General features: G+C 60.0%; 25 protein-coding genes. 15 read left to right on the plus strand and 10 right to left on the minus strand.

Going from position 1 to position 26,090, the window contains the following annotated elements; all coding sequences use genetic code 11:
* Positions 1-43: 43 nt before the first annotated feature.
* Positions 44-1,075 carry a LacI family DNA-binding transcriptional regulator gene (locus AC1DTN_RS06480; protein ID WP_113321922.1) on the plus strand — a complete coding sequence of 344 codons (1,032 nt, stop codon included), beginning with the start codon at positions 44-46 and terminating at the stop codon, positions 1,073-1,075.
* Between the two features lie 92 nt (positions 1,076-1,167).
* Positions 1,168-1,548, plus strand: coding sequence for an ester cyclase (locus AC1DTN_RS06485; protein ID WP_439016621.1), 381 nt, complete (start codon positions 1,168-1,170; stop codon positions 1,546-1,548).
* A gap of 21 nt (positions 1,549-1,569) precedes the next feature.
* Here AC1DTN_RS06485 and AC1DTN_RS06490 read toward each other — a convergent pair whose 3' ends face one another.
* The 6 genes from AC1DTN_RS06490 to AC1DTN_RS06515 all read right to left on the minus strand — a co-directional run bounded on the left by AC1DTN_RS06490 (position 1,570) and on the right by AC1DTN_RS06515 (position 9,180).
* Entirely contained in the window at positions 1,570-2,190 is a 621-nt protein-coding gene (locus tag AC1DTN_RS06490) for a class I SAM-dependent methyltransferase (protein ID WP_442206460.1), read from the minus strand.
* A 149-nt stretch (positions 2,191-2,339) separates the two neighbouring features.
* Positions 2,340-3,650 (minus strand): xylose isomerase, encoded by a 1,311-nt coding sequence (gene xylA / locus AC1DTN_RS06495; protein ID WP_439016623.1) that lies wholly within the window; start codon positions 3,648-3,650, stop codon positions 2,340-2,342.
* 35 nt (positions 3,651-3,685) lie between these two features.
* Positions 3,686-5,140 carry a xylulokinase gene (gene xylB / locus AC1DTN_RS06500; RefSeq protein WP_442206461.1) on the minus strand — a complete coding sequence of 485 codons (1,455 nt, stop codon included), beginning with the start codon at positions 5,138-5,140 and terminating at the stop codon, positions 3,686-3,688.
* Positions 5,141-5,161: 21 nt separating this feature from the next.
* Positions 5,162-6,187 (minus strand): LacI family DNA-binding transcriptional regulator, encoded by a 1,026-nt coding sequence (locus AC1DTN_RS06505; protein WP_442206462.1) that lies wholly within the window; start codon positions 6,185-6,187, stop codon positions 5,162-5,164.
* Between the two features lie 160 nt (positions 6,188-6,347).
* Positions 6,348-7,949, minus strand: coding sequence for a DHA2 family efflux MFS transporter permease subunit (locus AC1DTN_RS06510; RefSeq protein ID WP_113321927.1), 1,602 nt, complete (start codon positions 7,947-7,949; stop codon positions 6,348-6,350).
* A gap of 22 nt (positions 7,950-7,971) precedes the next feature.
* Positions 7,972-9,180 (minus strand): HlyD family secretion protein, encoded by a 1,209-nt coding sequence (locus AC1DTN_RS06515; protein WP_442206463.1) that lies wholly within the window; start codon positions 9,178-9,180, stop codon positions 7,972-7,974.
* A 152-nt stretch (positions 9,181-9,332) separates the two neighbouring features.
* Here AC1DTN_RS06515 and AC1DTN_RS06520 point away from each other — a divergent pair, with 152 nt between their 5' ends.
* The 5 genes from AC1DTN_RS06520 (at position 9,333) to lysS (ending at position 15,141) form a co-directional block, all read left to right on the plus strand.
* Complete coding sequence (locus tag AC1DTN_RS06520; RefSeq protein ID WP_310383818.1) at positions 9,333-10,013, plus strand: TetR/AcrR family transcriptional regulator; 681 nt, start codon at positions 9,333-9,335, stop codon at positions 10,011-10,013.
* A 105-nt stretch (positions 10,014-10,118) separates the two neighbouring features.
* Entirely contained in the window at positions 10,119-10,958 is an 840-nt protein-coding gene (locus tag AC1DTN_RS06525; RefSeq protein WP_442206464.1) for an AraC family transcriptional regulator, read from the plus strand.
* A gap of 101 nt (positions 10,959-11,059) precedes the next feature.
* Complete coding sequence (locus tag AC1DTN_RS06530) at positions 11,060-11,809, plus strand: TerC family protein (protein ID WP_113321931.1); 750 nt, start codon at positions 11,060-11,062, stop codon at positions 11,807-11,809.
* Positions 11,810-12,167: 358 nt separating this feature from the next.
* Positions 12,168-13,622, plus strand: coding sequence for a glutamate--tRNA ligase (gene gltX / locus AC1DTN_RS06535; RefSeq protein ID WP_442206465.1), 1,455 nt, complete (start codon positions 12,168-12,170; stop codon positions 13,620-13,622).
* Positions 13,623-13,644: 22 nt separating this feature from the next.
* Entirely contained in the window at positions 13,645-15,141 is a 1,497-nt protein-coding gene (gene lysS / locus AC1DTN_RS06540; protein WP_442206466.1) for a lysine--tRNA ligase, read from the plus strand.
* Between the two features lie 107 nt (positions 15,142-15,248).
* Here the strand turns inward: lysS and AC1DTN_RS06545 are convergent, their stop codons facing one another.
* Positions 15,249-15,959 (minus strand): hypothetical protein, encoded by a 711-nt coding sequence (locus AC1DTN_RS06545; protein WP_442206491.1) that lies wholly within the window; start codon positions 15,957-15,959, stop codon positions 15,249-15,251.
* Positions 15,960-16,138: 179 nt separating this feature from the next.
* On the opposite strand from AC1DTN_RS06545, the gene AC1DTN_RS06550 reads away from it, so the two are divergent.
* The 7 genes from AC1DTN_RS06550 to AC1DTN_RS06580 all read left to right on the plus strand — a co-directional run bounded on the left by AC1DTN_RS06550 (position 16,139) and on the right by AC1DTN_RS06580 (position 24,070).
* Complete coding sequence (locus tag AC1DTN_RS06550) at positions 16,139-17,047, plus strand: LysR family transcriptional regulator (RefSeq protein ID WP_113321935.1); 909 nt, start codon at positions 16,139-16,141, stop codon at positions 17,045-17,047.
* Between the two features lie 120 nt (positions 17,048-17,167).
* On the plus strand, positions 17,168-18,325 hold the full coding sequence (locus AC1DTN_RS06555; protein ID WP_442206467.1) for an ABC transporter substrate-binding protein: 1,158 nt from the start codon (positions 17,168-17,170) through the stop codon (positions 18,323-18,325).
* A 213-nt stretch (positions 18,326-18,538) separates the two neighbouring features.
* Positions 18,539-19,525: an ABC transporter ATP-binding protein gene (locus AC1DTN_RS06560; RefSeq protein WP_442206468.1), complete on the plus strand. Its 987-nt coding sequence runs from the start codon at positions 18,539-18,541 to the stop codon at positions 19,523-19,525.
* Complete coding sequence (locus AC1DTN_RS06565) at positions 19,522-20,484, plus strand: ABC transporter permease (RefSeq protein WP_442206469.1); 963 nt, start codon at positions 19,522-19,524, stop codon at positions 20,482-20,484. Before AC1DTN_RS06560 ends, AC1DTN_RS06565 begins: the two co-directional genes overlap by 4 nt.
* Complete coding sequence (locus AC1DTN_RS06570) at positions 20,474-21,289, plus strand: ABC transporter permease (RefSeq protein WP_442206470.1); 816 nt, start codon at positions 20,474-20,476, stop codon at positions 21,287-21,289. The genes AC1DTN_RS06565 and AC1DTN_RS06570 overlap by 11 nt, the downstream gene beginning before the upstream one ends.
* Positions 21,290-21,350: 61 nt before the next feature.
* The gene (locus AC1DTN_RS06575) at positions 21,351-22,778 is read left to right on the plus strand and encodes a gamma-aminobutyraldehyde dehydrogenase (RefSeq protein WP_442206471.1); all 1,428 of its coding nucleotides are present in this window, start codon (positions 21,351-21,353) and stop codon (positions 22,776-22,778) included.
* A 185-nt stretch (positions 22,779-22,963) separates the two neighbouring features.
* Complete coding sequence (locus AC1DTN_RS06580) at positions 22,964-24,070, plus strand: helix-turn-helix transcriptional regulator (RefSeq protein WP_442206472.1); 1,107 nt, start codon at positions 22,964-22,966, stop codon at positions 24,068-24,070.
* Between the two features lie 9 nt (positions 24,071-24,079).
* Here the strand turns inward: AC1DTN_RS06580 and AC1DTN_RS06585 are convergent, their stop codons facing one another.
* Positions 24,080-24,700 carry a TerC family protein gene (locus AC1DTN_RS06585; RefSeq protein WP_442206473.1) on the minus strand — a complete coding sequence of 207 codons (621 nt, stop codon included), beginning with the start codon at positions 24,698-24,700 and terminating at the stop codon, positions 24,080-24,082.
* 184 nt (positions 24,701-24,884) lie between these two features.
* On the opposite strand from AC1DTN_RS06585, the gene AC1DTN_RS06590 reads away from it, so the two are divergent.
* Positions 24,885-25,058, plus strand: coding sequence for a DUF1328 domain-containing protein (locus AC1DTN_RS06590; RefSeq protein WP_007817547.1), 174 nt, complete (start codon positions 24,885-24,887; stop codon positions 25,056-25,058).
* 56 nt (positions 25,059-25,114) lie between these two features.
* Here the strand turns inward: AC1DTN_RS06590 and AC1DTN_RS06595 are convergent, their stop codons facing one another.
* Positions 25,115-25,558 carry a DoxX family protein gene (locus AC1DTN_RS06595; RefSeq protein WP_442206492.1) on the minus strand — a complete coding sequence of 148 codons (444 nt, stop codon included), beginning with the start codon at positions 25,556-25,558 and terminating at the stop codon, positions 25,115-25,117.
* 62 nt (positions 25,559-25,620) lie between these two features.
* On the minus strand, positions 25,621-26,085 hold the full coding sequence (locus AC1DTN_RS06600; protein WP_442206474.1) for a tetratricopeptide repeat protein: 465 nt from the start codon (positions 26,083-26,085) through the stop codon (positions 25,621-25,623).
* Between the last annotated feature and the right edge of the window lie 5 nt (positions 26,086-26,090).

A 26,090-nucleotide genomic window follows, 5' to 3' on the forward strand; every position in this document is an offset into this window, starting at 1 on the left:
GTCTGTGTAGTGTGCGGCGAAGACAGCCCAAGGCAGAGCCCCCGTGTCGAATTCCACGCCCGCAACAATCGAAGACGTCGCCCGGATCGCCGAGGTTTCCATCGCGACGGTTTCGCGGGCAATTCACATGCCCGAAAAGGTGGCCAATTCCACGCGCCTGAAGGTCAACCAGGCGATCGCCATCACCGGCTATACGACCAATGCCATGGCGCGCAGCCTGAGGCTTGGACGCTCCAACATGATCCTGGTCGTGGCGCCCGATATCGGCGACCCCAACTTTTCCAATATCTTGATCGGCCTGGAAAACGAGGCACGGGCCCATGGCTACGGCGTGCTGATCGGCCACACGCAGAATGATGCGCAGCGCGGCCTGGAATATCTGAAATTCTTCAATTCCAACCAGGCGGCCGGCTTGATCCTTTTTACCGGCATCCTGCCCTTCGGCCATCAGATGGTGACGGCGCAGCTGCCGCCGAGCGTCGGCGTCTTTGAACCCGTCTTCAATGGCGGCATTCCCTATGTTGGCGTCGACGATATGGAAGGCGCGAGGAAGGCTGTCGACCTGCTTCTGGCCGAGGGACACCGCAAGATCGCCTTTATCGGCGATTCCCGCACCCGCCTCGCCTACAGCCGCCGCCGGCAGGGTTATGACGCCGGCCTCGACGCAGCCGGTGTCCCCAAGGACATGCGTATCGTGCTGGAGGGCGACGGCACAATCGAGAGCGGCCGCCATGCTGTGGAGCAGCTCTTCATGCGCGACACGCTGCCCACCGCCTTCATGTGCGTCAACGACCAGACTGCAATCGGCGTCATGATCGGCCTCAACGCCCGCGGCTACAACATCCCGCAGGATTTCTCCGTCACCGGCTTCGATGACGTGCCGCAAGCCGTCTTCATGAGCCCGTCGCTGACGACCATTCGCCAGCCGCGCACGGCAATCGGCAAGCAGGCCATGGCGCTGCTTCTGGAGCTCCTCTCCGATGGCCGTCCTGCCGAGACGGAAATCCTGCTGCGGCCGGATCTTGTGGTGCGCAATTCGGTCTCCGCACCGCCGCGTAACTGGCAGAAGCGGTAGCCTCGAAACCTCGACCAACCATCTGCCATTGCCTGATCTCCGCCCCGTTCTAGTTTGCCGACAGACTCCTTTGCGAAGACGAGGCAACCGAAATGACACTGCTGGCCGATAGATACCGAGGCTACATCGCTTGCTTGAACGAACAGGACTGGGCAAACCTGGGAAATTTCGTCCACGAAGAGGTTCGCTACAATGGCAAGCACATCGGCCTGTCCGGCTATCGGGAAATGCTGGAAGGTGATTTTCGCGCCATCCCCGATCTCTTCTTCGACATCCAGCTCCTGATCTGCGAGCCGCCACGTGTGGCGAGCCGTTTGCAGTTCGACTGCATACCGAAGGGCGAACTTTTCGGTCTTCCCGTCAACGGCAGGAGAGTGCAGTTCGCCGAAAACGTCTTCTACGAGTTTCTGGATGGAAAGATCGAGAGCGTCTGGTCGGTCATAGACAGGGCAGCCATCGAAGCCCAGCTTTGAAACACGGAGCTTCCCCTCCGATTACGCGATCCGCTTGAACGTGCTGAACTGAAACCTCTGCACGCTACCCCAGGGTGTCGAATGATCGTGGCGGCGGCTGTCGATCAGCTCGAAACCTGGTCCGATTAGCTCTCCCAGACTGTCGGAACTATGACGCGCCACAGGCAGGCCGCTGCACTTTTCCGGCCCATCGAGGGCAAAAGTCCCCATGACTAGATGTCCGCCCATTTTCAACGCGCGTTTCAGCCGCTCGATATAGGCTGCTTGCTGGGCCGCATCGGTCAAGAAATGAAAGGCTGCTCGGTCGTGCCAGATATCATAGGTCCGCGGCGGCTCCCAAAGGGTCGCGTCAGCGGCAATCCACATCACCTCGTTGCCTTTGGCACCAAGGCGCTTTCGCACCGTATCGAGGGCTGCCGCCGAAAGATCGAGCACCGTCACATCGCCGAACCCGTCGGCAAGAAGGCTGTCGACCAGCCTTGAAGCTCCGCCGCCCACATCGACGATGGCGTCCGATTGTTTTGCCTGCACCAGATGGATCAGCTCGAGGGAGGGTGCTGGATTTTCCTGAAGCCAGCTGACATCATTCTCGCCCTTGGTCGAATAGACATTTTCCCAGTGCAGCTTGCGATCGTCAGTCATGAAACGCTCCAAACGTTTTCTCCACCGCCACTGATGGCATGCCAGATTTCCGTCTGCCCGACCAGCACAACTGGCCATCTCCCGTCTCCGTAAACGAAAAAGCCGGGAAGCTTCGCTCCCCGGCTCTTCCAGTAAAATCAAACCGGCAATCAAACGTAGCGGTTGACAATGTTTTCGAGCAGTTCCTGCTTACCGGATTTCGGCTGCGGGTTGACGTCCTTGCTCTCGACCCAATGGGTGATCTCTTCCAGCGAATATTCGCCGCGGAAGAGCTTCTGTCCCTCAGCCGAATTCCAGCCGGCATAGCGGTCTGCGAGCGGCTGGGAGAGCGCCTTGTCCTCGATCATCTTGGCAGCGGCCTTCAGGCCGCGGGCGCAGCAATCCATGCCGCCGATATGGCCGATCAGCAGGTCTGCCGGGTCGAGCGACTGACGGCGCAGCTTCGAATCGAAGTTGGTGCCGCCGGTCTTGAAGCCGCCGCCTGCCAGAACGTGGTAATAGGCAAGCGCCATTTCCGGAACATTGTTCGGGAACTGGTCGGTATCCCAGCCGGACTGGTAGTCGTTGCGGTTCATGTCGATCGAGCCGAAGATGCCGAGAGCGTTGGCGAGTGCCAGCTCATGCTCGAAGGAGTGGCCGGCGAGAATCGCGTGGCCCTGCTCGATGTTGAGCTTCACTTCGTTTTCGAGGCCATGCTTCTTCAGGAAGCCATAGACGGTCGCAACGTCGTAGTCGTACTGGTGCTTGGTCGGTTCCTGCGGCTTCGGCTCGATGAGGATCGTGCCCTTGAAGCCGATCTTGTGCTTGTACTCGACAACAAGGTTGAGGAAGCGGCCGAGCTGGTCGAGCTCGCGGCCGATATCGGTGTTGAGCAGGGTTTCATAGCCTTCGCGGCCACCCCACAGAACATAGTTTTCTCCGCCGAGCTTCTGCGTGGCGTCTATGCAGGTCTTGACCGTCGCAGCGGCGAAAGCGAAGACATCCGGATCCGGGTTGGTCGCAGCACCCGACATGTAGCGGCGGTTCGAGAAAAGGTTCGCCGTGCCCCAGAGCAGTTTCGTGCCGGAGGCAGCCTGCTTTTCGGCGAAGTAGTCGACGATCTCGTTCAGGTTCTTGGTGTTTTCGACAAAATTCTTGCCTTCCGGGCGCACGTCGGCGTCGTGGAAGCAGTAATAGGGCGCGCCGAGCAGCGAGAAGAATTCGAAGGCTACGTCAGCCTTGAGCTTGGCAGCCTTCATCGTGTCTTCAAACCACGGACGCAGGAAGGTCTGACCGCCGAAGGGGTCGCCGCCAGGCCAGGTAAACGTGTGCCAGTAGGCGACTGCGAAGCGCAGATGATCTTCCATCCGCTTGCCGAGAACGATTTCGTCCGGCTGGTAGTAACGGAAGGCCAACGGGTTGGTGCTGTCAGGGCCTTCGTACTTCACTTTCTGGATGTCGCCGAAAAATCCGGTGCTCATTTGGGTTCTCCTTGGGTTCAGTTCGTATGGATGGATCAATGGGCCAGCGACTTGATCGCCGGGTAGACGGAGCGGTAGCGCTTGTAGGCATCTTCATAGGCGCCGCTGAGCGCGGCGACTGGCTCGATCGTGCCGGCCGTGACCGGCGGTGTGCAGACGGCAACCGGATCGGCGCCCGTTGCCGCAATCAGGCCGAGGCGGGCAGCACCGAAGGCAGCACCGAAATCGCCGTCCGCAGGCAAGTCGACGGGAACGCCGAGCGCGGTGGCGATAGAGGCCAGCCAGTAGCGTGAACGCGAGCCACCGCCGATCGCCGTGACACGGGAAATATCCGTGCCGGCAGAACGCAGCGCTTCCAGATTGTCTCGGATCGCGAAGGAGACGCCTTCGAGCACTGCCTGCGTCAGCACGACACGGCTGCTTTCATGCTCGAGGCCGATGAAGGCGCCGCGGATGACCGCATCATTGTGCGGCGTGCGCTCGCCAGAGAGGTAAGGAAGGAAGGTGACGCCGGTCGGCGCCTTCAGGCTTTCGCCGAGTTCGCCGGTGAGATCAGCGGCCGACTTGCCGGTAACCGACGAATGCCAGTTCAGGGCATCGGTCGCAGAGAGGATAACGCCCATCTGGTGCCAGGTATCCGGCAGCGCATGGCAGAAGGCATGAACAGCACTTTCCGGCTTCGGCAGATAGGCAGCATTGGCGGCAAAGAGAACGCCCGACGTGCCGAGCGAAACGAAAGCAGCCCCATCGCTGACCGTACCCATGCCGCAGGCGGAAGCCGCATTGTCCCCTGCTCCGCCGGCAACGACGACATCGCCGGAAATGCCCCAGGCCGAAGCGAGCTCACCGCGCAGTTTGCCGCCTTGCTCGGTGCCTTCAACAAGCGTCGGCATCTGCTTCTCGTCGAGATTGGTTGCAGCCAGCAGTTCGGGCGACCAGGCGCGCTTGCCGGTATCGAGCCAGGACGTACCGGCCGAGTCGGACATCTCAGAGATATGTTCACCCGTCAGCCAGAGGCGCAGATAGTCCTTCGGCAACAGAACGTTAGCGACCTTGGCGAAGATCTCGGGCTCGTTCTTGGCGACCCAGGCAAGCTTCGGTGCGGTGAAGCCTGGAAAAACGATATTGCCGGTCAGCTTGCGGAAGCGCGGATCGGCGTCGAGGGCCGCAGCCTCGATATAGGAACGCGTATCGTTCCAGAGGATGCAGGGACGCAGCACCTTATCGGAGGCGTCGAGCAGAGTGGCGCCGTGCATCTGGCCGGAGAGGCCGATACCCTTGACGGCTGCAAGCTCCTTCGGATGTTTGGCCTTGAGGCCGGCAACGGCCTCTTCCGTGGCGCGTACCCAATGGGCCGGCTCCTGTTCGGACCAGCCGGAATGCGGACGCGAGACGTCGAGCGAACCATTGGCGGAGCCGATGATCTTCTGATCGCCATCGATCAACATCGCCTTGACGCCCGAAGTTCCGAGATCGAGACCCAGATACATGTGGTATTTCTCCCTTTGCCGTTACGGCAGATTGTCTTTCAGGAATATGTCGAGGCGAATGCGCTCCTGTGCGTCGATGACCGAAAGCCCGTCCGCCTTTGCCTTGAGAACACGGATCGCGCTGCGCACTTCATGGCCGGCATCCTGATTGAGGATTGCGTCGATAGTGCCGTCGAGAAGCGCAGCGCGCGTATGCGCCGTCAATTCATGGGCAATCACCGTCAGCGACCTGTCTGCTGCCTTTTCCTTGAGCGCCCGGATCAGACCGCGGTTACCGGCACCGAGGCTGTAAATGCCGATGATGCCGTCGTTCTTCCCAAGCGCATCGGCAATCAGCATGTGTGCAACTTCAGGGTCGTCCCGGCCTTCGAGAACCGATAGTAGATGCAGCGCCGGAAACTCCTGAGCCATGATGGCGGCGAAGCCCTCCAGGCGTTCGCGATGGTCGCGTACCAGCATGGAGCCGGCGAGAATGGCAATCTCGCCCTTGGCGCCGCCAAGGAAGCGTCCGAGCAGACGCGCAGCGGTGCGCCCTGCCGCAATATTGTCGACGCCGGCATAGTGGTGGCGCAGCGATCCTGTCAGATCAGAGACGAGCGTGACGACCGGAATGCCATCTTTCACCAACCGGTCGACGGCGGCGCGCACGTCAGGCGCATCAGTCGCGACAAGCGCGACACCGGAGGGCTTTTCGGCCGCGAGCATTTCCAGCTCACGCACCAGCGCCTGCGGATCGAAGGCGGGCACCTCGACGATGCGGATATCCGTACGCTCGGCGACCGAGCGCGCGATCGCTGTGCGGATTTCGGCATTCAGGCCATGCATGAAGGAGTTGTCGCTGGCGGGCAGGATGAAGGTCAGCGGATAGACGCGACCTTTGGCGAGGTTTGCAGCGGCCACGTCGCGCACATAGCCGAGATCGCGGATCGCGGTTTCGACCTTCTCCCGCGTCACATGGCGCACACCCGGACGCTGGTTCAGAACCCGGTCCACGGTCGCAAGACTGACGCCCGCCGCAGCGGCGATATCATGAACGGTTGGCCTCATCACTCCTCCTGGACGAGACCATTAGCGCCAAATTTGATGTACGTAAATCAAAAAAGTGCGCGAGGTGGCAAACACCCTGTTGAAGGGGAACTGAAGCCACCTGTGCAGAAAAACAAAAAGGCCCTCCGAAGAGGGCCTTTCTCGCAATGACGGCCGGAGGTCAGTGGCCGCCACCGCCTCCCCCGCCGCCTTGCGGTGCGGGTTTCTTGATCATGAAGACGCCAAGGACCATCGCCAGGAAAAGCACAGTCAGCATCAGGAAAATGTCGCCGAACGAAAGGATCATCGCCTGTTTGGTGGCCAAGCCGACCATCTGCTTGACTGCAACATTCGCACCATCCAGACCCCAATTATTGAAGTTGTTGGTCATGTTGTTCATCTGGTCGATCGCAGCCGTGTTGCCCCAGTGCACGTTTTCACGCAGGCGTTCGTAGTGCACGTCCTGTCGGGTGGTCAGCACGGTGTTGATAACAGCAAGGCCAACGGCGCCGCCGAGATTACGCGTTAGGTTGAAGAGGCCGGATGCGCCACGGATACGCTGCGGCGGCAGGGTGCCGAGCGCGATGTTGTTGATCGGCACCATGCACATCATCAGGCCGAAACCGCGCAGGATCTGCGGGATGAAGAGTTCGTAGAAGTCCCAGTCCTGCGTCAGATGCGTCATGATGTAGGTGCCGGCGGCAAAGCTCACGAAACCGATCGCCATCATGAAACGCAGGTCGAGTTTCGTCGACAGCCGGCCAGCAATCGGCGCGGTGAAGAACATCGCAAGGCCCGACACGAACATCGTCTCGCCGATCATCTGCGAATCGTAACCGCGGATGCGGCCGAGATAGACCGGATAGATATAAGTGAGCCCGTAAAGGCCGATGCCCATGACGAAGGAGAACACCGAACCAAAGGAGAAATTGCGGTTGGCAAAGGCCGTGAGATCGACGACCGGAAATTCCACCGTGAAGGCCCGGTAGAAAAAGACGACACAGGCGACGGCGGAGGCAACGGCGCCGATGACGATGTAGCTGTCATTGAACCAGTCGTTCGAATTGCCTTCTTCCAGCACATATTCCAGTGCGCCAAGGAAAACACCCATAGACAGCAGGCCGTACCAGTCGAACTTCTTGAAGAGCGACAGTTCCGGCTTGTCGAAATCGATGAAATTCCAGGTGACGATCGTGACGATGATACCGGGCACGATATTGACCAGGAACAGCCAGTGCCAGGAGAAGGCATGGCTCAGGTAACCGCCGACCGTCGGGCCTATGGTCGGCGCCAGCGTCGCGATGAGGCCAATGATCGGCGAGACGATCGCACGCTTCGACGGCGGGAAGATCGTGAAGGCGGCCGCGAAGACCGAGGGGATCATGCCGCCGCCGATGAAGCCCTGAATGACACGGTAGACGATCATCTGGTCGATATTCGTCGCCGTTGCGGCCAGGGCGCTCGCCATGGTGAAACCGGCAGCCGAGATTGCGAAGAGATACCGTGTCGAGATGATACGAGCCAGCGTGCCCGACAGCGGGATCATGATGACTTCGGCGATCAGATAAGCAGTTTGCACCCAGCCGATTTCGTCCGTGCCGGCAGATAGGCCTGCCTGGATTTCGGCGAGCGAAGCGGAGACGATCTGAATGTCGAGGATCGACATGAACATGCCAAGCACCATCGCGAAGAAAGCGATGAGCCTTTTGGGATCCATGCGATCGGCGGCATGCGCAGGCGCTGCCGGGATCGAACCTGCCGTTGCTGTCGCGCTCCCGGCCATGGGATTACCTCCGCCCTGGCGCTTACTTCACCGGCGCCGTGCGGGTATCGACGTCGACGACGACGCTGAGACCGGCGCGCAGGCGGCCGCTATCAAGCGCATCCTGCGGCAAGGCGATGCGAACCGGCACGCGCTGGATGATCTTGGTGAAATTACCAGTCGCATTTTCCGGCGGTAGCATCGAGAAGACCGAGCCGGAGGCCGGCGCGATCGATTCAACGGTGCCGACAACAGGATAATCGCTATAGGCATCGACATGCACGTTCACCTTCGAGCCGGCAACGAGATGTTGGATCTGCGTTTCCTTGAAGTTGGCGTCGATATAGAGCTGGCGGGTCGGCACGAGCGCCATCAGCCGCTGGCCGGGCGAGACGAGATCGCCTTCCTGAACCGAACGGTTGCCGACGACGCCGTCATAGGGTGCCTTCAGCACCGTGAAGGAAAGGTCGCGGGCGGCCTTGTCGCGCTGGATTTCCAGCGTACGGACGGAACCCTCAGCTTCCTTGCGCTGGGCTTCGAGGATGGCAATATTGGCCTGGGCAGCAACGATATTGGCATCGCCGCCGGCAAGATTTGCCTTCGCCTGATCAAGAGCCGTATTCGCGTCATCGAGATCTGCGGTGGTGCCGACCGACTTCGCCTGCAGGTCGCTCTGACGCTTCTGCTTGATCTCCGCGCCGCGCACGGTGGCTTCGAGGGCAGTCTTCTGGGCCTGGGCTTGCACGAGGCTCGCCTTGGCGCCTTCGATCTGCGCATCGATGCGGCTGAGCGACAGCTGCTCGGTTTCGATCTGAGCGTTGGCCTGGTCGAGGGCGTTCTGGTAGTCGCCGTTATCAAGGGTAGCGAGAACGTCGCCTGCCTTGACTTCCTGGTTGGCGACAACATTCACCTTCGCGACATAGCCGGTGACCTTCGGCGATATCGTCGCGATATCGCCCTCGATGTATGCGTCGTCGGTCGACACCATGAAGCGGCCATTGGTCCACCAGTCGTAGCCATACCAGCCGGCACCGGCGAGAAAAGCGAGCACGATGACGGGCAGTACGAGGCTACGGCGCTTCTTCGGGGCAGACGGAGCCAGTGCGACAGCAGGCGCGGACTGCGCGGGAGCCGTCTGCGGTGCCTCGGCCTTCGGGGCTTCAACGGGAACTGCGGTTTCCGCTTTTGCCTCTTCGGCGTCGGCATTTTCGCTGACGATGCGCGCGACGTTGCTTTTCTGGTTTGTCGACATAGACAGGCTACCGATCTGGAGTAAAATAATCGAACTGAACGGTTCGGTTCAGTTGACATAAATGGTTTTTGACTTCATATCAAGATGCATAGAACCAATCGGTTCGATTTCTTTAAAAGAAAACACGAATTCGCCAAGACGGTTAAGGAGACATGACACTGAAGCCCGAGGAGACCGCCGTATTCAGCCCACCCGTTCCGGGAGGCCGCTTTGCTGCGGGTGAGGATCCCGCCAAGCGCCAGCAGATCCTTGATGGTGCCAGGCGCGTATTCCTGAAGATGGGCTTCGACGCGGCCAGCATGAATGACGTGACCCGCGAGGCCGGCGTTTCCAAAGGAACGCTTTATGTCTACTTCGCCAACAAGGAAGAACTCTTCCACGCCATGGTCGAGACCGAGCGCGCCGCCTTCGTCGCAGCCGTGCGCATGGTCCTTGCGGAGCACGACGATGTCGAGGCCGGCCTATACGAATTCGGGATAACCTTCGTCACCCATATGACCGAAGACAAGGTCATCGACGCCATGCGCACCGTGCTCGGTGTGCGTGAGCGCATGCCCCTTCTCTGTCAGCGCTTCTTCAAGGGGCCGCAGAACCTGCGCACCATCATGCACGACTTCCTGGAGCGGCATGTGCAAGCCGGCACCCTGAAGATCGACGATATCGATCTCGCCGCCGGCCAGTTTCTCGACCTTGCAAGCGGCAGCTTCTTCAAGCTGCGCCTCTTCGGCAACATGGAAGGCCCGCCGCCGCGCAACGAGATTGAGCGCGTCATCCGCGGCGCGATCTTTGTCTTCATGGCCGCCTATGGCGTGCGCAAACACGAGCCCGCCTGATCCCCATCCCGACCCTGATTGGTTTTCTGCCGGATTTGCGCAATAGCGATCAAATCCGGCCGCCGCATTTCATCTAGGAATGAAGCGGCAACCAGGGGAGAACAGATGAGCGCCATCGGACGGGCGATATGGTTCATCGAGAGCCATTTCGAAACCGATATAAGCCTCGATGAGATCGCAGAAGCCGCCGGATTGTCGCGCTACCATCTTTCGCGCGTCTTTGGTCTGGTAACCGGCCATTCGATCAGCGGCTATATCCGCGCACGGCGTCTGAGCGGCGCCGCGCTGTCTCTCATCTCAGGCTCATCCAGCATTCTCGAGGTTGCCCTCGACGCAGGCTACGGCTCGCACGAGGCTTTCACCCGTGCCTTCCGCGACCAATTCGGCATGACACCGGAAGCGGTGCGMCGACAGGGGCACATTCGCAATCTCGCTTTGATGGAGCCTATCAGGATGAAAACCGCAAGCCTTACCGATCTCGAACCGCCGCGTTTCGAAACCCTTCAGCCGATGCTTTTTGCCGGCCTGCAGGAAACCTACGCCTATGGCGGTAATGCCGCGATCCCCTCGCTCTGGCAGAAGTTCAACCAGCATTTCGGCCATATCCCCAACCAGAAGGGTAATGTCGCCTACGGGATCTGCACCCATATCGATGGAGAAGCAGAGAAATTCCGTTACATGGCGGCCGTCGAGGTATCCGATGCGGACGATCTGCCGGATGGCTTTGCCACACTGAAGCTGCCGGCGCAGCGCTACGCCGTCTTCTCTCACCGCGGTCATGTTTCCGGTATACCGGCCACGATGGACCTGATCTTCGGCAACTGGTGGCCGACTTCAGGCCTCGAACACGGCAGCATGCCCGACATGTTCGAACGCTACGATGAGCGCTTCGATCCCCACACGGGGATGGGCGGAACGGAAATCTGGCTGCCGGTCAAGGAATAAAAGCCTGACCGTTTTCGTATACCCCCTTGCGGCGCTTGCCCGGCAGGGCCGCAACGATACATTGTCCGCGTCCATATGCGACGCAAGGGGGAAATACGCCGATGCAGGATATCATGACGCTCATTCAGGACCCGGCTGCCTGGGTGGCGCTTGTCACGCTCGTGGTGATGGAAGTGGTTCTCGGGATCGACAACCTCATCTTCATCTCCATCCTCACCAACAAACTGCCGCCCGAGCATCGGGAAAGAGCCCGCAAGACCGGGATCGCTCTTGCTCTCGTCATGCGTCTTGCCCTGCTCGGCACCATCGCCTGGATCGTCCAGCTCACCGAACCTCTTTTCGAGCTTTTCGGCCACGGCTTCTCCTGGAAGGATCTCATTCTGATCGCCGGCGGTCTCTTCCTCGTCTGGAAGGCCACCAAGGAAATTCACCACAATGTCGATCCGGAGGATCAGCACGAGAATTTCATTGCAGGCGCAACAGGTACAAGCTTCGCCTCGGCGATCGGCCAGATCCTGCTGCTCGATCTCGTCTTCTCGGTGGACAGCATCATCACCGCCGTCGGCATGACCCCGCATCTGCCGATCATGATCATCGCCGTCATCGCTGCCGTCACGGTCATGCTCGTCGCCGCAACGCCGCTGGCCAATTTCATCGAGCGCAATCCGACGATCGTCATGCTGGCGCTCGCCTTCCTGCTGATGATCGGCACGACGCTGATTGCCGATGGCATGGGCTTCCACGTGCCGAAGGGCTACGTCTACGCCGCCATGGCCTTCTCGGCCCTCGTGGAGATGCTGAACATGCTGGCGAGGAACGCGCGCCGGCGAAAGCGTGAGGGCGGCCACTAAGGCGGTCCATCCATCTGAGACCCAATTCTCCGCCTTACTCGGTAAGGCGGAGGTTCCTCTGTGCATGGTGGCCGTGGTGAAAAGCACAGACATCGCCTGTTTCATGTCGTCGCCGGGCTTCACCTCGAAGAACAGATCATTCGAAACGGTCGCCCGGAGGGGCCGGAAGAGGCCCGCTGGAAGCGGTTTTTCTTGACGCGCCCTTTTGAATATGGCCTAAGCGCAGCCACACGGATAATCGGCGGATTATGCGGGCAGACGCCTTGCTCCAGCCGATTTCTGATAGATATCTGCATTCTCCAGGCCGGACGTCGCTTTCATTGAAAAGCCGCTCGGCATTCATTGACGGGCACATAAAATGACAGCTTCCGGCGTCCGCGTCCGCATCGCTCCCTCGCCGACCGGCGAGCCGCATGTCGGCACCGCTTACATCGCTCTCTTCAACTATCTCTTTGCCAAGAAGCACGGCGGCGAGTTCATCTTGCGCATCGAGGATACCGATGCGACGCGCTCGACCCCGGAATTCGAGACCAAAGTGCTGGATGCGCTGAGATGGTGCGGGCTGGAATGGAAGGAAGGCCCCGATATCGGCGGCCCCTACGGCCCCTATCGCCAGTCCGACCGCAAGGACATGTATCAGCCCTACGCCCAGGAACTGCTCGACAAGGGCCATGCCTTCCGCTGTTTTTGCACGCCTGAGCGGCTGGAGCAGATGCGCGAAAGCCAGCGCGCCGCCGGCAAGCCGCCGAAATATGATGGCCTCTGCCTGACGCTCAAGGCCGAGGAGGTCACCTCGCGCATGGCAGCCGGTGAAACCACCGTCATCCGCATGAAGATCCCGACCGAAGGCTCGTGCGACTTCACCGACGGCGTCTATGGCGATGTGTCGATCCCGTGGGATTCCGTCGACATGCAGGTGTTGATCAAGGCCGACGGCATGCCGACCTATCATATGGCAAACGTCATCGACGACCATCTGATGAAGATCACCCACGTCGCGCGTGGCGAAGAGTGGCTGGCATCCGTGCCAAAGCACATTCTGCTCTATCGCTATTTCGGCTGGGGCCAGCCAGTGTTCATGCATCTGTCGTTGATGCGCAACGCCGACAAGTCGAAGCTGTCGAAGCGCAAGAACCCGACCTCGATCTCCTATTATTCCGCGCTCGGCTACATCCCCGAAGCGCTGATGAACTTCCTCGGCCTGTTCTTCATCCAGATCTCCGAAGGCGAAGAGCTGCTGACGATGGACGAGCTGTCGGAAAAGTTCGATCCGGAGAACCTCTCCAAGGCCGGCGCGATCTTCGACATCCAGAAGCTCGACTGGCTGAACGGACGCTGGATCCGCGAAAAGCTGTCGGAAGAGGACTTCCGCGACCGCGTGCTCAACTGGGCGATGGAAAACGATCGCCTGATGGCAGGCCTGCGCCTGTCGCAGACGCGTATCTCGAAGCTCGGCGAACTGCCGGATCTTGCAGGCTTCCTCCTGAAGTCCGATCTCGGCCTGCAGCCGTCAGACTTCGCCAAGATCAAGTCGCCGCCGGAAGAGATCCTTGAGATCCTCAACACGGTTCAGCCGGATCTCGAAAAGATCCTGGAATGGAACGTCGAGACGATCGAAGCCGAACTGCGCGCCATCGCCGACCGCATGGGCAAGAAACTGAAGGTCGTGGTGGCCCCGCTCTTCGTCGCCGTTTCCGGCTCGTCGCGCTCGCTGCCGCTCTTCGATTCCATGGCGATCCTCGGCCGCTCGGTCGTTCGCCAGCGCCTCAAGCTCGCCTCGCAGGCCGTCGCCGCCCTCGTCGGCGCGAAGTAAGAACAGTCAGAGGATTTCGACAATGGCTGACAACAAGACCGAAAACACCCTTTCTTCCGACGCAACGGAAGTGCGCGCCCAGAAGCTGAAGCTGCTGCGCGAGCAGATCGGCGACGTCTATCCGGCGCATTTCCACCGCACGCTGACCAATGCCGAATTGGCCGCGAAATACGAGGGCCTGGAACCTGACGTCGAGACACAGGATGTCGTGACCGTCGCCGGCCGCGTTTACTCGTCGCGCAACTCCGGCATGTTCATGGACATCCACGACGCCGGCGGCAAGATCCAGATTTTCAGTCACAAGGACACGACCCCGGAAGAGGCTCGTGCCCTGCTGCCGATGATCGATATCGGCGATATCATCGGCGTGACAGGCGTCGTGCGCCGCACCAAACGCGGCGAGCTGACGATCAACGCCCAGAAGATCGAGATGCTGACGAAGTCGCTGCTGCCGATGCCCGAAAAGTGGCACGGCTTGTCCGACATCGAGCTGCGCTACCGTAAGCGCCACCTCGACATCATGACCAATGAGGAATCGAAGCTGCGCTTCCAGCAGCGTTCGAAGATCCTCTCCGGCATCCGCCGCTTCATGGAAAATGACGGCTTCATGGAAGTCGAAACGCCAATGCTGCATTCGGTCTACGGCGGCGCGACCGCCGAGCCGTTCAAGACGCATCACAACACGCTGAAGCTCGACATGTACCTGCGCATCGCGCCGGAACTGTTCCTGAAGCGCACGCTGGTCTCGGGCCTCACCGACAAAGTGTTCGAGATCAACCGCAACTTCCGCAATGAAGGCGTCTCCACCCGGCACAATCCGGAATTCACCATGATGGAGTGCTACTGGGCTTACGCCGATTACGAGGATATCATGGACCTCGTCGAGCGGCTGTTTGAGAGCCTGGCGCTTTCCATCCACGGSACRACGGAATTCCCCTTCGGCGACAAGACCATGTCCTTCAAGGGGCCGTTCAAGCGCGTCCCGATGCCTGATGCCGTCAAGGAAGCGACCGGTATCGACTTCCTGGCGATCAAGACCGACGAGGAAGCCCGCGCCGCAGCCAAGGCTGCCGGCTTCGAGGTCGAGAAGGATTGGACCTGGGGCGAATGCCTCGCCTTCATCTTCGAAGAGAGGGTCGAGCAGACGCTGATCCAGCCCTCGCACGTCACCCATTTCCCGAAGGACATCTCACCCTTCGCCAAGGAAGTGCCGGGCGAGCCGCGCCTCGTCGAACGTTTCGAGACCTATTGCAATGCCTGGGAACTCGGCAACGCCTTCTCCGAACTCAACGATCCGGAAGAGCAGCGCCGCCGCATGGTGGAGCAGCTCGAACAGGCCCATGCCCGCGGTGAGAAGGAAAAGCAGCTCGACGAAGAATTCCTCGATGCGATCGACCAGGGCATGCCGCCCGCAGGTGGTCTCGGTATCGGCGTCGACCGCCTGATCATGCTGCTGACCAACGCACCGTCGATCCGCGACGTCATTCTCTTCCCGGCTCGCCGTAACAAGGCCGACTGAATAACACGCTGTTTGAATGAAGAAACGGAGCGCCGGTAAGGACGCTCCGTTTTGCGATTCCTATTGATGATGGAAAACATAAGGCCTGCGGCCTGACGATTTTCGGGTTAGTGCCCGCTCTTGGCCGGCGGTGCCTCTGCGGAGGCGGCTTCTCCCGGAGCAGCGGCATCTTTGGCAGCCTGTTCTTCAGCAGACGGTTCCTCAGGCTCCTTGGCCTCCGGCTTGCTCTCTTTCTTGGTGGAAGCAACGGCAACCGGATCGATGCAATCGGCAGGATCCTTAAGGCTCGCATTCAGCGCCGCGATCCGATCGTCCGGCAATTCGATGCGCTCGCCATAAAAGAGGCCCTGCTCGCTCGCCTTGCCGTCATAATAACGGGCCGTATAGGGCTTGTCGTCGAGCCCTTCGACCATCTTGTCGGGATGCGCAATATAGACCACATCGGCACCGATCGCCCGGCCGCGAATATCCGAACGCAAGGTCGGACCATTCTCGTCGAGGACGACGACCTGCACGAGGTCGGGTTTCTGCGCTTCATAGACCGCCTGAGCGACACGCAACGCCGTCTTGATGCGCGTCATGCCGTCAACAGGTTCGGTCTTGATGTATTTGCGGACCCAGACGTGATCCTGCTTCTTGATCGTCACCAGATTGACGTCGGTGCAGGCCACGCCATCAGCGGATTCCTCATCACCGAGCAGCCTGTCTTTACCGACATAAACCGCAGCACCGCCGGAAACGCCCGCTAACAGGGCGCTACCACCGATGATCAAAGCCAATTTCCGGGAAGGCCGGAATATGCGCAGTAAGGCCTTCACGCCAACTGCTCCGCCATCTGAAAACTCCAACGCAATACAAGTGACTGTGAAGCTAGGGAAATGACGTTTCCGAATCTTTAAGTGGACCGTCCAACTTTGTCTCGAATTGAATAAATACCAAAAAAGGTCCAGCCATTCGCAAGCTTGCCAGATCACTCAAGCACATGCTCTAAAATGCCATGGCCTTCACGCTTCGCCAGATTCAATATTTCGTCGCCGTTGCCGAACAGGGTTCGGTCACGCGCGCCGCGCAGAACCTGTCGATCTCCCAATCCTCGATAACGGAGGCGCTGAAGGAACTGGAAAACGACCTTGGCGTCGTGCTGTTCGAGCGTCACCCGCGGGGGCTGTCAGTCACCCACAACGGCCATCAGTTCCTGCGGCACGCCACGAAAATCCTGGCAACCGTCTCCGACGCCCGCACCAGCTTTTCCGGCCAGGAGAACATACCCTCCGGCACGCTCAATATCGGCGTCACCTCGCTCGTTGCAGGCTATGTGCTCTCGGACCTGTTGGCACGCTATCGCCGCGCCTGTCCAGGTGTGGAGGTCAGCGCCATTGAGGACAATGGCAGTTACGTTGAGCATCTGCTGGTCGGCGGCGAGCTTGATGTCGCCGTCATGGTGATTTCAAATCTGCGTGATCGCATGGCTCTGCAGGCCGAAATTCTGGAAACCTCACCCTATCGCCTCTGGCTGCCGATGGGCCATCCTCTGGTTTCGGCAGATATCATCTCCATCGCCGATATCGCCCGCGAGCCTCTGATCATGCTGACAGTGGATGAAATCGAGGAGAATACCGGCAAGCTGCTGACCGCACTCGGCGCCCGCCCGCATGTCGCCTTCCGCACCCGCTCGGTTGAAGCGGTGCGCAGCCTGGTTGCGACCGGCGCCGGCGTCGCGCTGCTGCCCGATCTCGTCTACCGCCCCTGGTCGCTGGAAGGTGACCGCATAGAGAGCCGCGATGTTTCGGGCGCCCTGCCCGTCGTGCAGGTCGGCATGGTCTGGCGCAGGGGCTCCAGCCTGCCGCAGGCCGCACGCGATTTCGTGGCCATCGCCGAGAACATGCGATCGGGAAGATCCCGCTAGATATCGGAATTTCCGATATCGCCTTTCTGATAAATGAATTTGCGAAACCGGCCTTTCCGCGTCACCCTTTCTTCTGGGAACAAAACGCCGCAAAAGCGGCACCGAACCGGGAGACAGACGATGAATCTTCTGAAATCGTGCACTGCTGCGCTCGCGAGTCTGAGCTTCGCCACACAGGTTGTTGCTGCCGAACCCCTGAAGACACTGGGCAAGGGGGAAGGCGCCGTCAGCATCGTCGCCTGGGCCGGTTATATCGAGCGCGGCGAGACCGACAAGAATTACGACTGGGTCACCGACTTCGAGAAGGAAACCGGCTGCAAAGTTTCCGTCAAGACCGCCGCCACCTCGGATGAGATGGTGGCGCTGATGAACGAAGGCGGTTTCGACCTCGTCACCGCCTCAGGCGACGCCTCCCTCCGCCTCGTTGCCGGTAAACGCGTCCAGCCGATCAACACCGATCTCATCCCGAGCTTCAAGACTGTCGACGAGCGCCTGCAGAATGCGCCGTGGAATACGGTGAACGGCGTCCATTACGGGGTGCCCTATCTCTGGGGGCCGAACGTGCTGATGTATAATACCGACGCCTTCAAGGATAAGGCGCCGACGAGCTGGAACATCGTCTTCGACGAACAGAACCTGCCGGACGGCAAGTCCAACAAGGGCCGCGTGCAGGCCTATGACGGCCCGATCTACATCGCCGATGCCGCTCTGTATCTGATGGCGCACAAGCCCGATCTCGGCATCAAGGACCCCTATGAGCTCAACGAGGACCAGTACAAGGCCGCTCTCGACCTGCTGCGCGGCCAGCGCAAGATCGTCTCGCGCTACTGGCACGATGCGATGATCCAGGTCGACGACTTCAAGAACGAAGGTGTCGTCGCCTCCGGTTCCTGGCCGTTCCAGGTCAACCTGCTGCAGGCCGACAAACAGAAGATCGCCTCCACCTTCCCCGAGGAAGGCGTCACCGGCTGGGCCGATACGACTATGCTGCACGCCGACAGCGAACATCCGAACTGCGCCTATATGTGGATGGAACATTCGCTGAAGGCCAAGGTCCAGGGTGATGCTGCCGCCTGGTTCGGCGCCGTGCCATCCGTTCCGGCTGCCTGCAAGGGCAATGAACTGTTGACCGATGCAGGCTGCAATACCAACGGCTATGATCACTTCGACAAGATCAAGTTCTGGAAAACGCCGGTCGCCAAATGCGCAAGCGAGAGCGAATGCGTACCCTATCATCGCTGGGTATCGGATTATATCGGTGTGATCGGCGGGCGGTAACGCCAAGCCGGTTCACGTAAACAAAGTCCCCTCCCCAACCCCTCCCCACAAGGCGGAGGGACCAGAGTGGCGCCGCCGCATTCCTGCCGAAACGCCGAAAGGTTTGAGCGTGGGCGCGGCAGATTAAGCCCCTCCCCCTTGTGGGGAGGGGTTTGGGGCGGGGTCTTTTTGAAGATCAAAGCCTCTCTCAGATAATACAGCTCCGGAGCCCCCATGACGTCCGCCGTCCGTTTCCAGAAGGTCTCTCGCCATTTCGGCGCGGTGCGCGCCGTCGATGGCGTCGATCTCGAAATCGTACCCGGCGAGTTCTTCGCTATGCTCGGCCCGTCCGGTTCCGGCAAGACCACCTGCCTGCGGCTGGTTGCAGGCTTCGAACAGCCTACATCGGGACATATCGAAATCTTCGGCGAAACCGCCGAAGGCATCCCGCCCTATCGCCGAAACGTGAACACCGTCTTTCAGGATTACGCGCTCTTTCCGCATCTCGATATCCTCGACAACGTCGCCTACGGACTGATGGTCAAAGGCGTCGGCAAGGCGGAGCGGATCAAAGAGGCTGAAAAGACGCTGGAACTGGTGAAACTGCCGGGCTATGGCAGCCGCCGCCCCGGCCAGCTTTCCGGCGGCCAGCGGCAGCGCGTGGCGCTCGCCCGCGCACTCGTCAACAAGCCTCAGGTGCTCCTGCTCGATGAGCCCCTAGGCGCTCTGGATCTGAAGCTGCGCGAGCAGATGCAGGAAGAGCTGAAGAGCCTGCAGCGCGCCCTCGGCATCACCTTCATCTTCGTCACCCACGATCAGGGGGAGGCGCTCTCCATGGCTGACCGTGTTGCGGTCTTCAACAATGGCGGCATCGTCCAGCAGGGCACGCCGCAGGATATCTACCGCCGTCCGAAGACCCGCTTCGTCGCCGATTTCGTCGGCTCGTCGAATGTCATTTCCCCTGACGTCATGACGGCTCTTGGCGGCGAGAAGCGCTGGGCGAGCCTGCGTCCCGAGGCAATTCACCTCGCCGCTGACGGCGTCGAAGCCAGGGTCGAGAATGCCAGCTTCCTCGGCGCGGCGACCCGGCTTACCGTCGATATCAGGGGAACGTGCCTGCATGTCATGCTGCCGGCCGGCAGCGACATCCCCGATATCGGCACCGCCATCCGCCTCGTGTGGCAGCAGGGCGACGTGCATTACATGGATGATGCGGCATGACGGCTCTGGCGATGATCAAGGCGGAAACCTCGATCCTGCCGCGCCGCGGCGGTTTCTTCGGCGGCCTGTCGGATAGCTTCTGGCGTCACCCGAAACTCCTTCTGTTCCTGATGCTGACGCCGCCGCTGCTCTGGCTCGGCATCATCTATATCGGCTCGCTGATCGCGCTGCTGTTGCAGAGTTTCTTCTCGATCGATGATTTCTCGGGGATGGTGAACCACGAATTCACCCTCGATACCTATGCCCAGCTCCTGAACCCCGGCAATTTCGACATCATCGTCAGAACCGTCCTGATGGCGGCGCTGGTGACGGTGGCCTCCGCCGTCATCGCCTTCCCGATCGCCTATTACGCCGCCCGCTATGCGCAAGGAAAATGGAAGGCCTTGTTTTACCTTGGTGTCATGCTGCCGCTCTGGTCGAGCTATCTCGTCAAGATCTATGCCTGGAAGCTGATCCTCGCCAAGGAAGGCATCCTCACCTGGCTCTTCGACAAGCTCTATCTCTCCTGGCTGCTCGACGGCGTCCTCGCTTTGCCTGTTGTCGGCGGTAATTCGCTCTCCGTCAGCTATCTCGGCACTTTCATCGTCTTCGTCTATATCTGGCTGCCCTACATGATCCTGCCGACGCAGGCAGCACTCGAACGTGTGCCCGGCAATCTGATCGAAGCGTCCGCCGATCTCGGCGCCACCCCGCGCCAGACATTCCGCACTGTGCTTTTCCCGCTGGCGCTGCCCGGCATAGTCGCCGGTTCGATCTTCACTTTCTCACTGACGCTCGGCGACTACATCATCCCTCAGATCATCGGCTCTTCCCGCCTCTTCATCGGTCAGGCCGTCTATACGCAGCAGGGAACGGCCGGCAATGTACCGCTCGCCGCCGCCTTCTCCGTCGTACCCATCGTCATCATGGCGATCTATCTCTGGCTCGCCAAACGCATGGGGGCCTTCGATGCGCTCTGACCGCGGACAGAAATCACCCCTCGTCCTGAAGATCGCCGCGGCCGGCGGCCTGCTCTTCCTGCATCTGCCGATCCTGCTGATCTTCGTCTACGCCTTCACGACCGAGGAGAAGAGCTATCAGTGGCCGCCACCCGGCCTGACGCTGCAATGGTTCGGCATCGCCTGGAACCGGCCGGATGTCTGGTCGGCACTTGGCCTCTCCCTGCAGGTTGCCTGCATTGCAACGGCAATCGCGCTGGTCCTCGGTACGCTTTGCGCGGCCGCCGTCAGCCAGACGAAATTCTTCGGCCGCGAGGCGATCTCACTGCTCGTCATCCTGCCGATCGCCCTTCCCGGCATCATCACCGGCATCGCGCTGCGCTCCGCCTTCAGCCTGTTCGACATACCCTTCTCGGTTTGGACGATCGTGCTTGGCCATGCCACCTTCTGCGTGGTTGTCGTCTACAACAACGCCGTCGCCCGCTTCCGGCGCACGTCAGGCTCGCTGATCGAAGCCTCGATGGATCTCGGCGCCGACGGCTTCCAGACCTTCCGCCATGTCATCCTGCCGAATATCGGCACGGCGCTCCTGGCCGGCGGCATGCTCGCCTTCGCTCTGTCCTTCGACGAGGTCATCGTCACCACCTTCACCGGTGGCCAGCAATCCACCCTGCCGATCTGGATGCTCGAAGAGCTGATCCGCCCGCGCCAGCGCCCGGTCACCAATGTGGTCGCGATGGTCGTCGTGCTGGTCACCTTCCTGCCGATCCTGGCAGCCTATTACCTTACGCGCGACGGCGACCAGATCGCCGGCGCCGGCAAATAACCCGGAGTGGGACGCGGAGCCCCTTCCGCTCCCACTCGATCAACCACAAGGGAGAACGCCCATGGACACGCAAATGCTGATCGGTTCCCGCTTCGAGACCGGCACGGAAATGGAAGAGCACATCCTGAACCCGAAGACGGGTGAGACCGTGCTGAACCTTGCCGAAGCTTCGCTCGGCCAGATCGATGCCGCCGTGGATGCGGCGGAGAAGGCCTTTGTCGCCTGGTCGCAGACGACGCCATCCGAACGCTCCGCCTATCTATTGAAAATCGCCGATGCCATCGAAAAGGACGCGCAGGGCTTCGCCACGCTCGAGGCACTGAACTGTGGCAAGCCTATCAATGCCGTGCTGAATGACGAAATCCCGGCCATTGTCGATTGCTACCGCTTCTTTGCCGGTGCGGTGCGCAATCTGCACGGACCGGTCGCCGGCGAATATCTTCCCGGACACACCTCGATGATCCGCCGTGACCCTATCGGCATTGTCAGCTCGATTGCGCCGTGGAACTATCCATTGATGATGATGGCCTGGAAGCTGGCGCCCGCCATAGCCGGCGGCAATACCGTCGTCTTCAAGCCGTCTGAACAGACGCCGCTGACAGCGCTCAAGATGGCAAAGCTCCTTTCCGATATTCTCCCCGAGGGCGTGGTCAATGTCATCCTCGGCCGCGGCGAGAGTGTTGGCAACACGCTGATCAACCATCCGAAAATCAATATGGTGTCGATCACCGGCGACATCGCGACCGGCAAGAAAGTGCTGCAGGCTGCCGCCAAGACCGTCAAGCGCACCCATCTGGAACTTGGCGGCAAGGCGCCGGTCATTGTCTTCGACGACGCCGATATCGATACCGTGGTCGCCGGCATCCGCACCTTCGGTTACTACAATGCCGGTCAGGACTGCACTGCCGCCTGCCGCATCTATGCCGATGCGAAGGTTTACGACAATTTCGTCGCCGATCTGACCTCCGCTGTTTCCAGCATCCGCTTCAACCACGCCGATGACACCGACAACGAAATCGGCCCGCTGATTTCCAAGCGCCAGCGCGATCGTGTCGAAAGCTTCGTCACCCGTGCCTCCGAACACAAGCATATGGAAATCACCACCGGCGGCAAGGTCTCGGGCGACAAGGGCTTCTTCTTCGCGCCGACGGTTATTGCAGGCGCCACGCAGGAAGATGAAATCGTCCGCCGCGAAGTTTTCGGCCCCGTCGTCTCTGTTACCCGCTTCACCGATGTCGAGGATGCGGTGAACTGGGCAAACGACAGCGATTACGGCCTCGCCTCCTCCGTCTGGACCAAGGATGTCGGCCGCGGCATGAAGACTGCTGCTCGCCTGCAATATGGCTGTACCTGGATCAACACGCATTTCATGCTGGTCAATGAGATGCCGCACGGTGGCCTGAAACAATCAGGCTACGGCAAGGACATGTCTGTCTACGCCCTGGAAGACTATACGGCAGTTCGCCATGTGATGATCAATCACGGATAGTTGAACAGAAGCGTCTTAATCTTCTTCAAAAGTCACTGCCGCCATCAGTGACTTTTGTCACTTTGTCACAATACAACTGCAGATACTATTTCTGAGCGTGGAATTGCCGTTTCGCTATATATGGCAACCCGCGATAAACGTGGTTCTTCACTGGATCAAAGAAATCGGTCAGGCATTACTTACCCATGGCGACGCGCATCGACATCTCCGAGCTCGAAACGGCCCTGGACGGATTGCTGGAATCCGCTCTGGTGCCGGCAAGCTGGGAGCGCACGCTGGAGCAGATCAGCGGCGCCACCGGCTCCATCGGCACGCATATCATGCCGGTGCGCGGGAAATTCCCCTCCGGCTTCCTGAGCACGCCGAATCTGCTGGAGGCCTTCCAGGTCTATTTTGACGAAGAATGGTACAAGCGCGACTTCCGCGAACGCGGCCTGGCGGTTGCGATGGCCAAGGGGGTCATCATCGAACACGACATCGCCGGCGATGAGGAGTTCAACCATCAGATCTTCTATACGGAGTTCCTGGCCCGCTTCGGCTTCCGCTACTCCGCCATGGTGGGCTTCACCTCCGGCGATACGATGCTAAGCATCAACCTGCAGCGTCGCATTCAAGACCAGCCGTTCGATCGCGATGACGAGCGCTTGCTCATAAAGATGCAGTCGAAACTGACCGCCGCAGCCGAGATCATTCGCGCGCTGCATGTCGCCAAGATCGACAGCATGAGCGAGGCATTTGAGCTCGCCGGCACTGCCGTGGTCTTCTTCGATCGTTTTGGCCGCATCACCCGGCTGAACCAGCGCGCTGAGATGCTGCTCGATGGCAATATCCGGGTTCTCGATCGGGAGCTCGTTGCTCTCAGTCAGGAGGAGACGGGGCTCCTGCGCCGCCATCTGCAGGCAATCCTTTCGAAGGAGCCTTTCACCAATCCGGCCGTCTCCACGCCGGTTCTGTTTTCCCGCCCGGGAAAGGCGCCGCTGATAATCCGTGCTCAGCGACTGAACGGAGTACCGGCCGAACTCTTCTCGCATTCCGCCGCCGTCGCCATCATCACGGATCTCTCCGAACGCGCGGCCCCGAGCCGCGATCTGCTGCGCCGGCTCTTTTCGCTCACTCCTCAGGAAACGACGGTAGCGCGCCTGCTGATGGATGGTTCGTCGCCGCGCCAGATCGCCGAAATATCCGGCCTGACTTATGAGACAACGCGCGGCTACGTGAAGAAGGTTCTCGCCAAGACTGGCACACAGCGCCAGTCCCAGCTTATCTCCCTGCTCTCAAGCCTGAAAATCTAGACCCGGTTATTAGGCCTGACCGTAGAGCGCAAGCAGCTCAATGCCGCCTTCCCATATCATGTCGAACGCCACATAGACGATGATGGCAAGGCCGATCCAGCCGATCCAGCGGAAGCGGTTGAGCAGCTTTGCCACGAAGTTGGATGCGACACCCATGAGGACGACGGAAAGGATGAGGCCGAAGATCAAGGCATTCATGTTCGACTTCGCAGCACCGGCAACGGCCAGGACGTTGTCGAGCGACATGGAAAGATCCGCAAAGATGATCTGGCCGATCGCCTGTCGGAAAAGCTTCGGCTTGTGAGCGTGGTGACCGGCTTCCTGCCCAGTCCCTTCTTCCTCTGCCTCGCGCAATTCCCTGAACATCGTCCAGCAGATCCACAGAAGCAGCAGACCTCCGACGAGATTGATGCCCTTGATGACGAGCAACTGCGCGGCAATGACGGCGAAAACGATGCGGATAACGGCGGCTGCGGCAATGCCGGTGACGATCGCCTTGCCGCGCAGCTCGGTGGAAAGGCCTGCAGCTGCCATACCGATAACGACCACATTGTCCCCTGATAGGATGATGTTGATCATGATGACTTCGAGGTAGGCGGAAATGACCTGGGGGTCCAGAAAAGCGTGCATGGAGGGTGGCTTTCGTCGATGGGGCAAATCGATGATGATCCCTTCAAACAGATCGAGACACCTTTGAAAAGCCCTTGCAGGCCGGAGCAGCACGCCTTCAAGGATTGCCGTTCCATTCTAACCGATCTGGAACAAAATCAGTTTTGGCGCGTCTTCTTCCGGCAATCACGGAAGGAAGATATCCATGTTAAAATGGGCTCTTATATTTCTGGTAATTTCTATCGTCGCCGGCTTTTTCGGCTTCTCCGGCATCTCCGCGGCGACCGCGACGATCGCCCGCGTGCTCTTCGGCATATTCCTCGTCGTCTTCCTGATCTTCCTCATCCTGGCCTTGATGGCAGGACAGGCGATCTTCTAGCCACGGGGCTATGCCAGATGGCATAACGACGACGGCAGCTTTTCAAAACAAGTTCGCTACAGCACCGCCGTCAGCCAGGGATGCATTCCCTTAACCCGCCTTTTCATGAGATTGTCGATAGACACCGATCCTGCACCCGAAACCGCAAGCACGAACATGCCGCCGGCAATTGCGAGATCCTTCTCGAAATGCAGCAGTTCGTTCTGGTTCGCGAAGTTGGTGTGGAACAGAAAAGCCGTCGCGAGGCAGAACAGCCCGAGGGCCACCGCACCGAGCCGGCTGAGGAAACCGGCAGCAATAGAAAGGCCGGCACCGAGCTGCAGAGCAATGACGGCAAACGTCACCAGCGCCGGCAGGCCAAGCTTTTCGAAGATAGCAAGCGTCGCGGTGATGTCTGAGATGAGCGACGAACCCTCATGCAGGAAGATCAGGGATAGGAGAAGCCTACCCAGAAGAAGAATGAGATCGGCCAGCCGAGGCCAGCTTGCAGCGTTTTCCATCATATCCTCCACTTTATCACGAGCAGGCGGCGAACCGCCTGCTCCTGCCGTTGATATGTCGGTCACTTACCGCCCTTTGCGGCGATGGCTCCCTGAAGGTCTTCGAGCTCCTCGCAGCCGCCGGGGCAAAGCTGTTTAAGGACCGCCACCTGCTCTTCAGCCTTCGCCATATCGCCGGTCTCGACATAGAGTTCACCGAGATATTCGCGTGCCGCCTTATGATCGGGCTGAAGCTCCAGCGCCTTGGTATAATAGGTCAGCGACGTCCGGTAATCACCGGTCTTGCGCAGCGTGAACCCCATCAGATTGTAGACGTCCGCCTGCTGATTATCTTCGGCAAGATCGCGCAGCTCTGCAAGCGCGCCGGTATAGTCCTTGGCGTCGATCTTGGCCCGCACCGCAGTCAGGTCCGGAGCGTCGGTCGACTCCATGTTGTCGACGGCGAAGGCTGGAAATGCGGTGACCGCGGAAAAGCCGGCGGAAATGGCGCAAACCCAGATGAATCCCAGAATTGCATACTTCATCATTGTAA

The organism is Rhizobium sp. 01T444 (genome assembly GCF_056398305.1).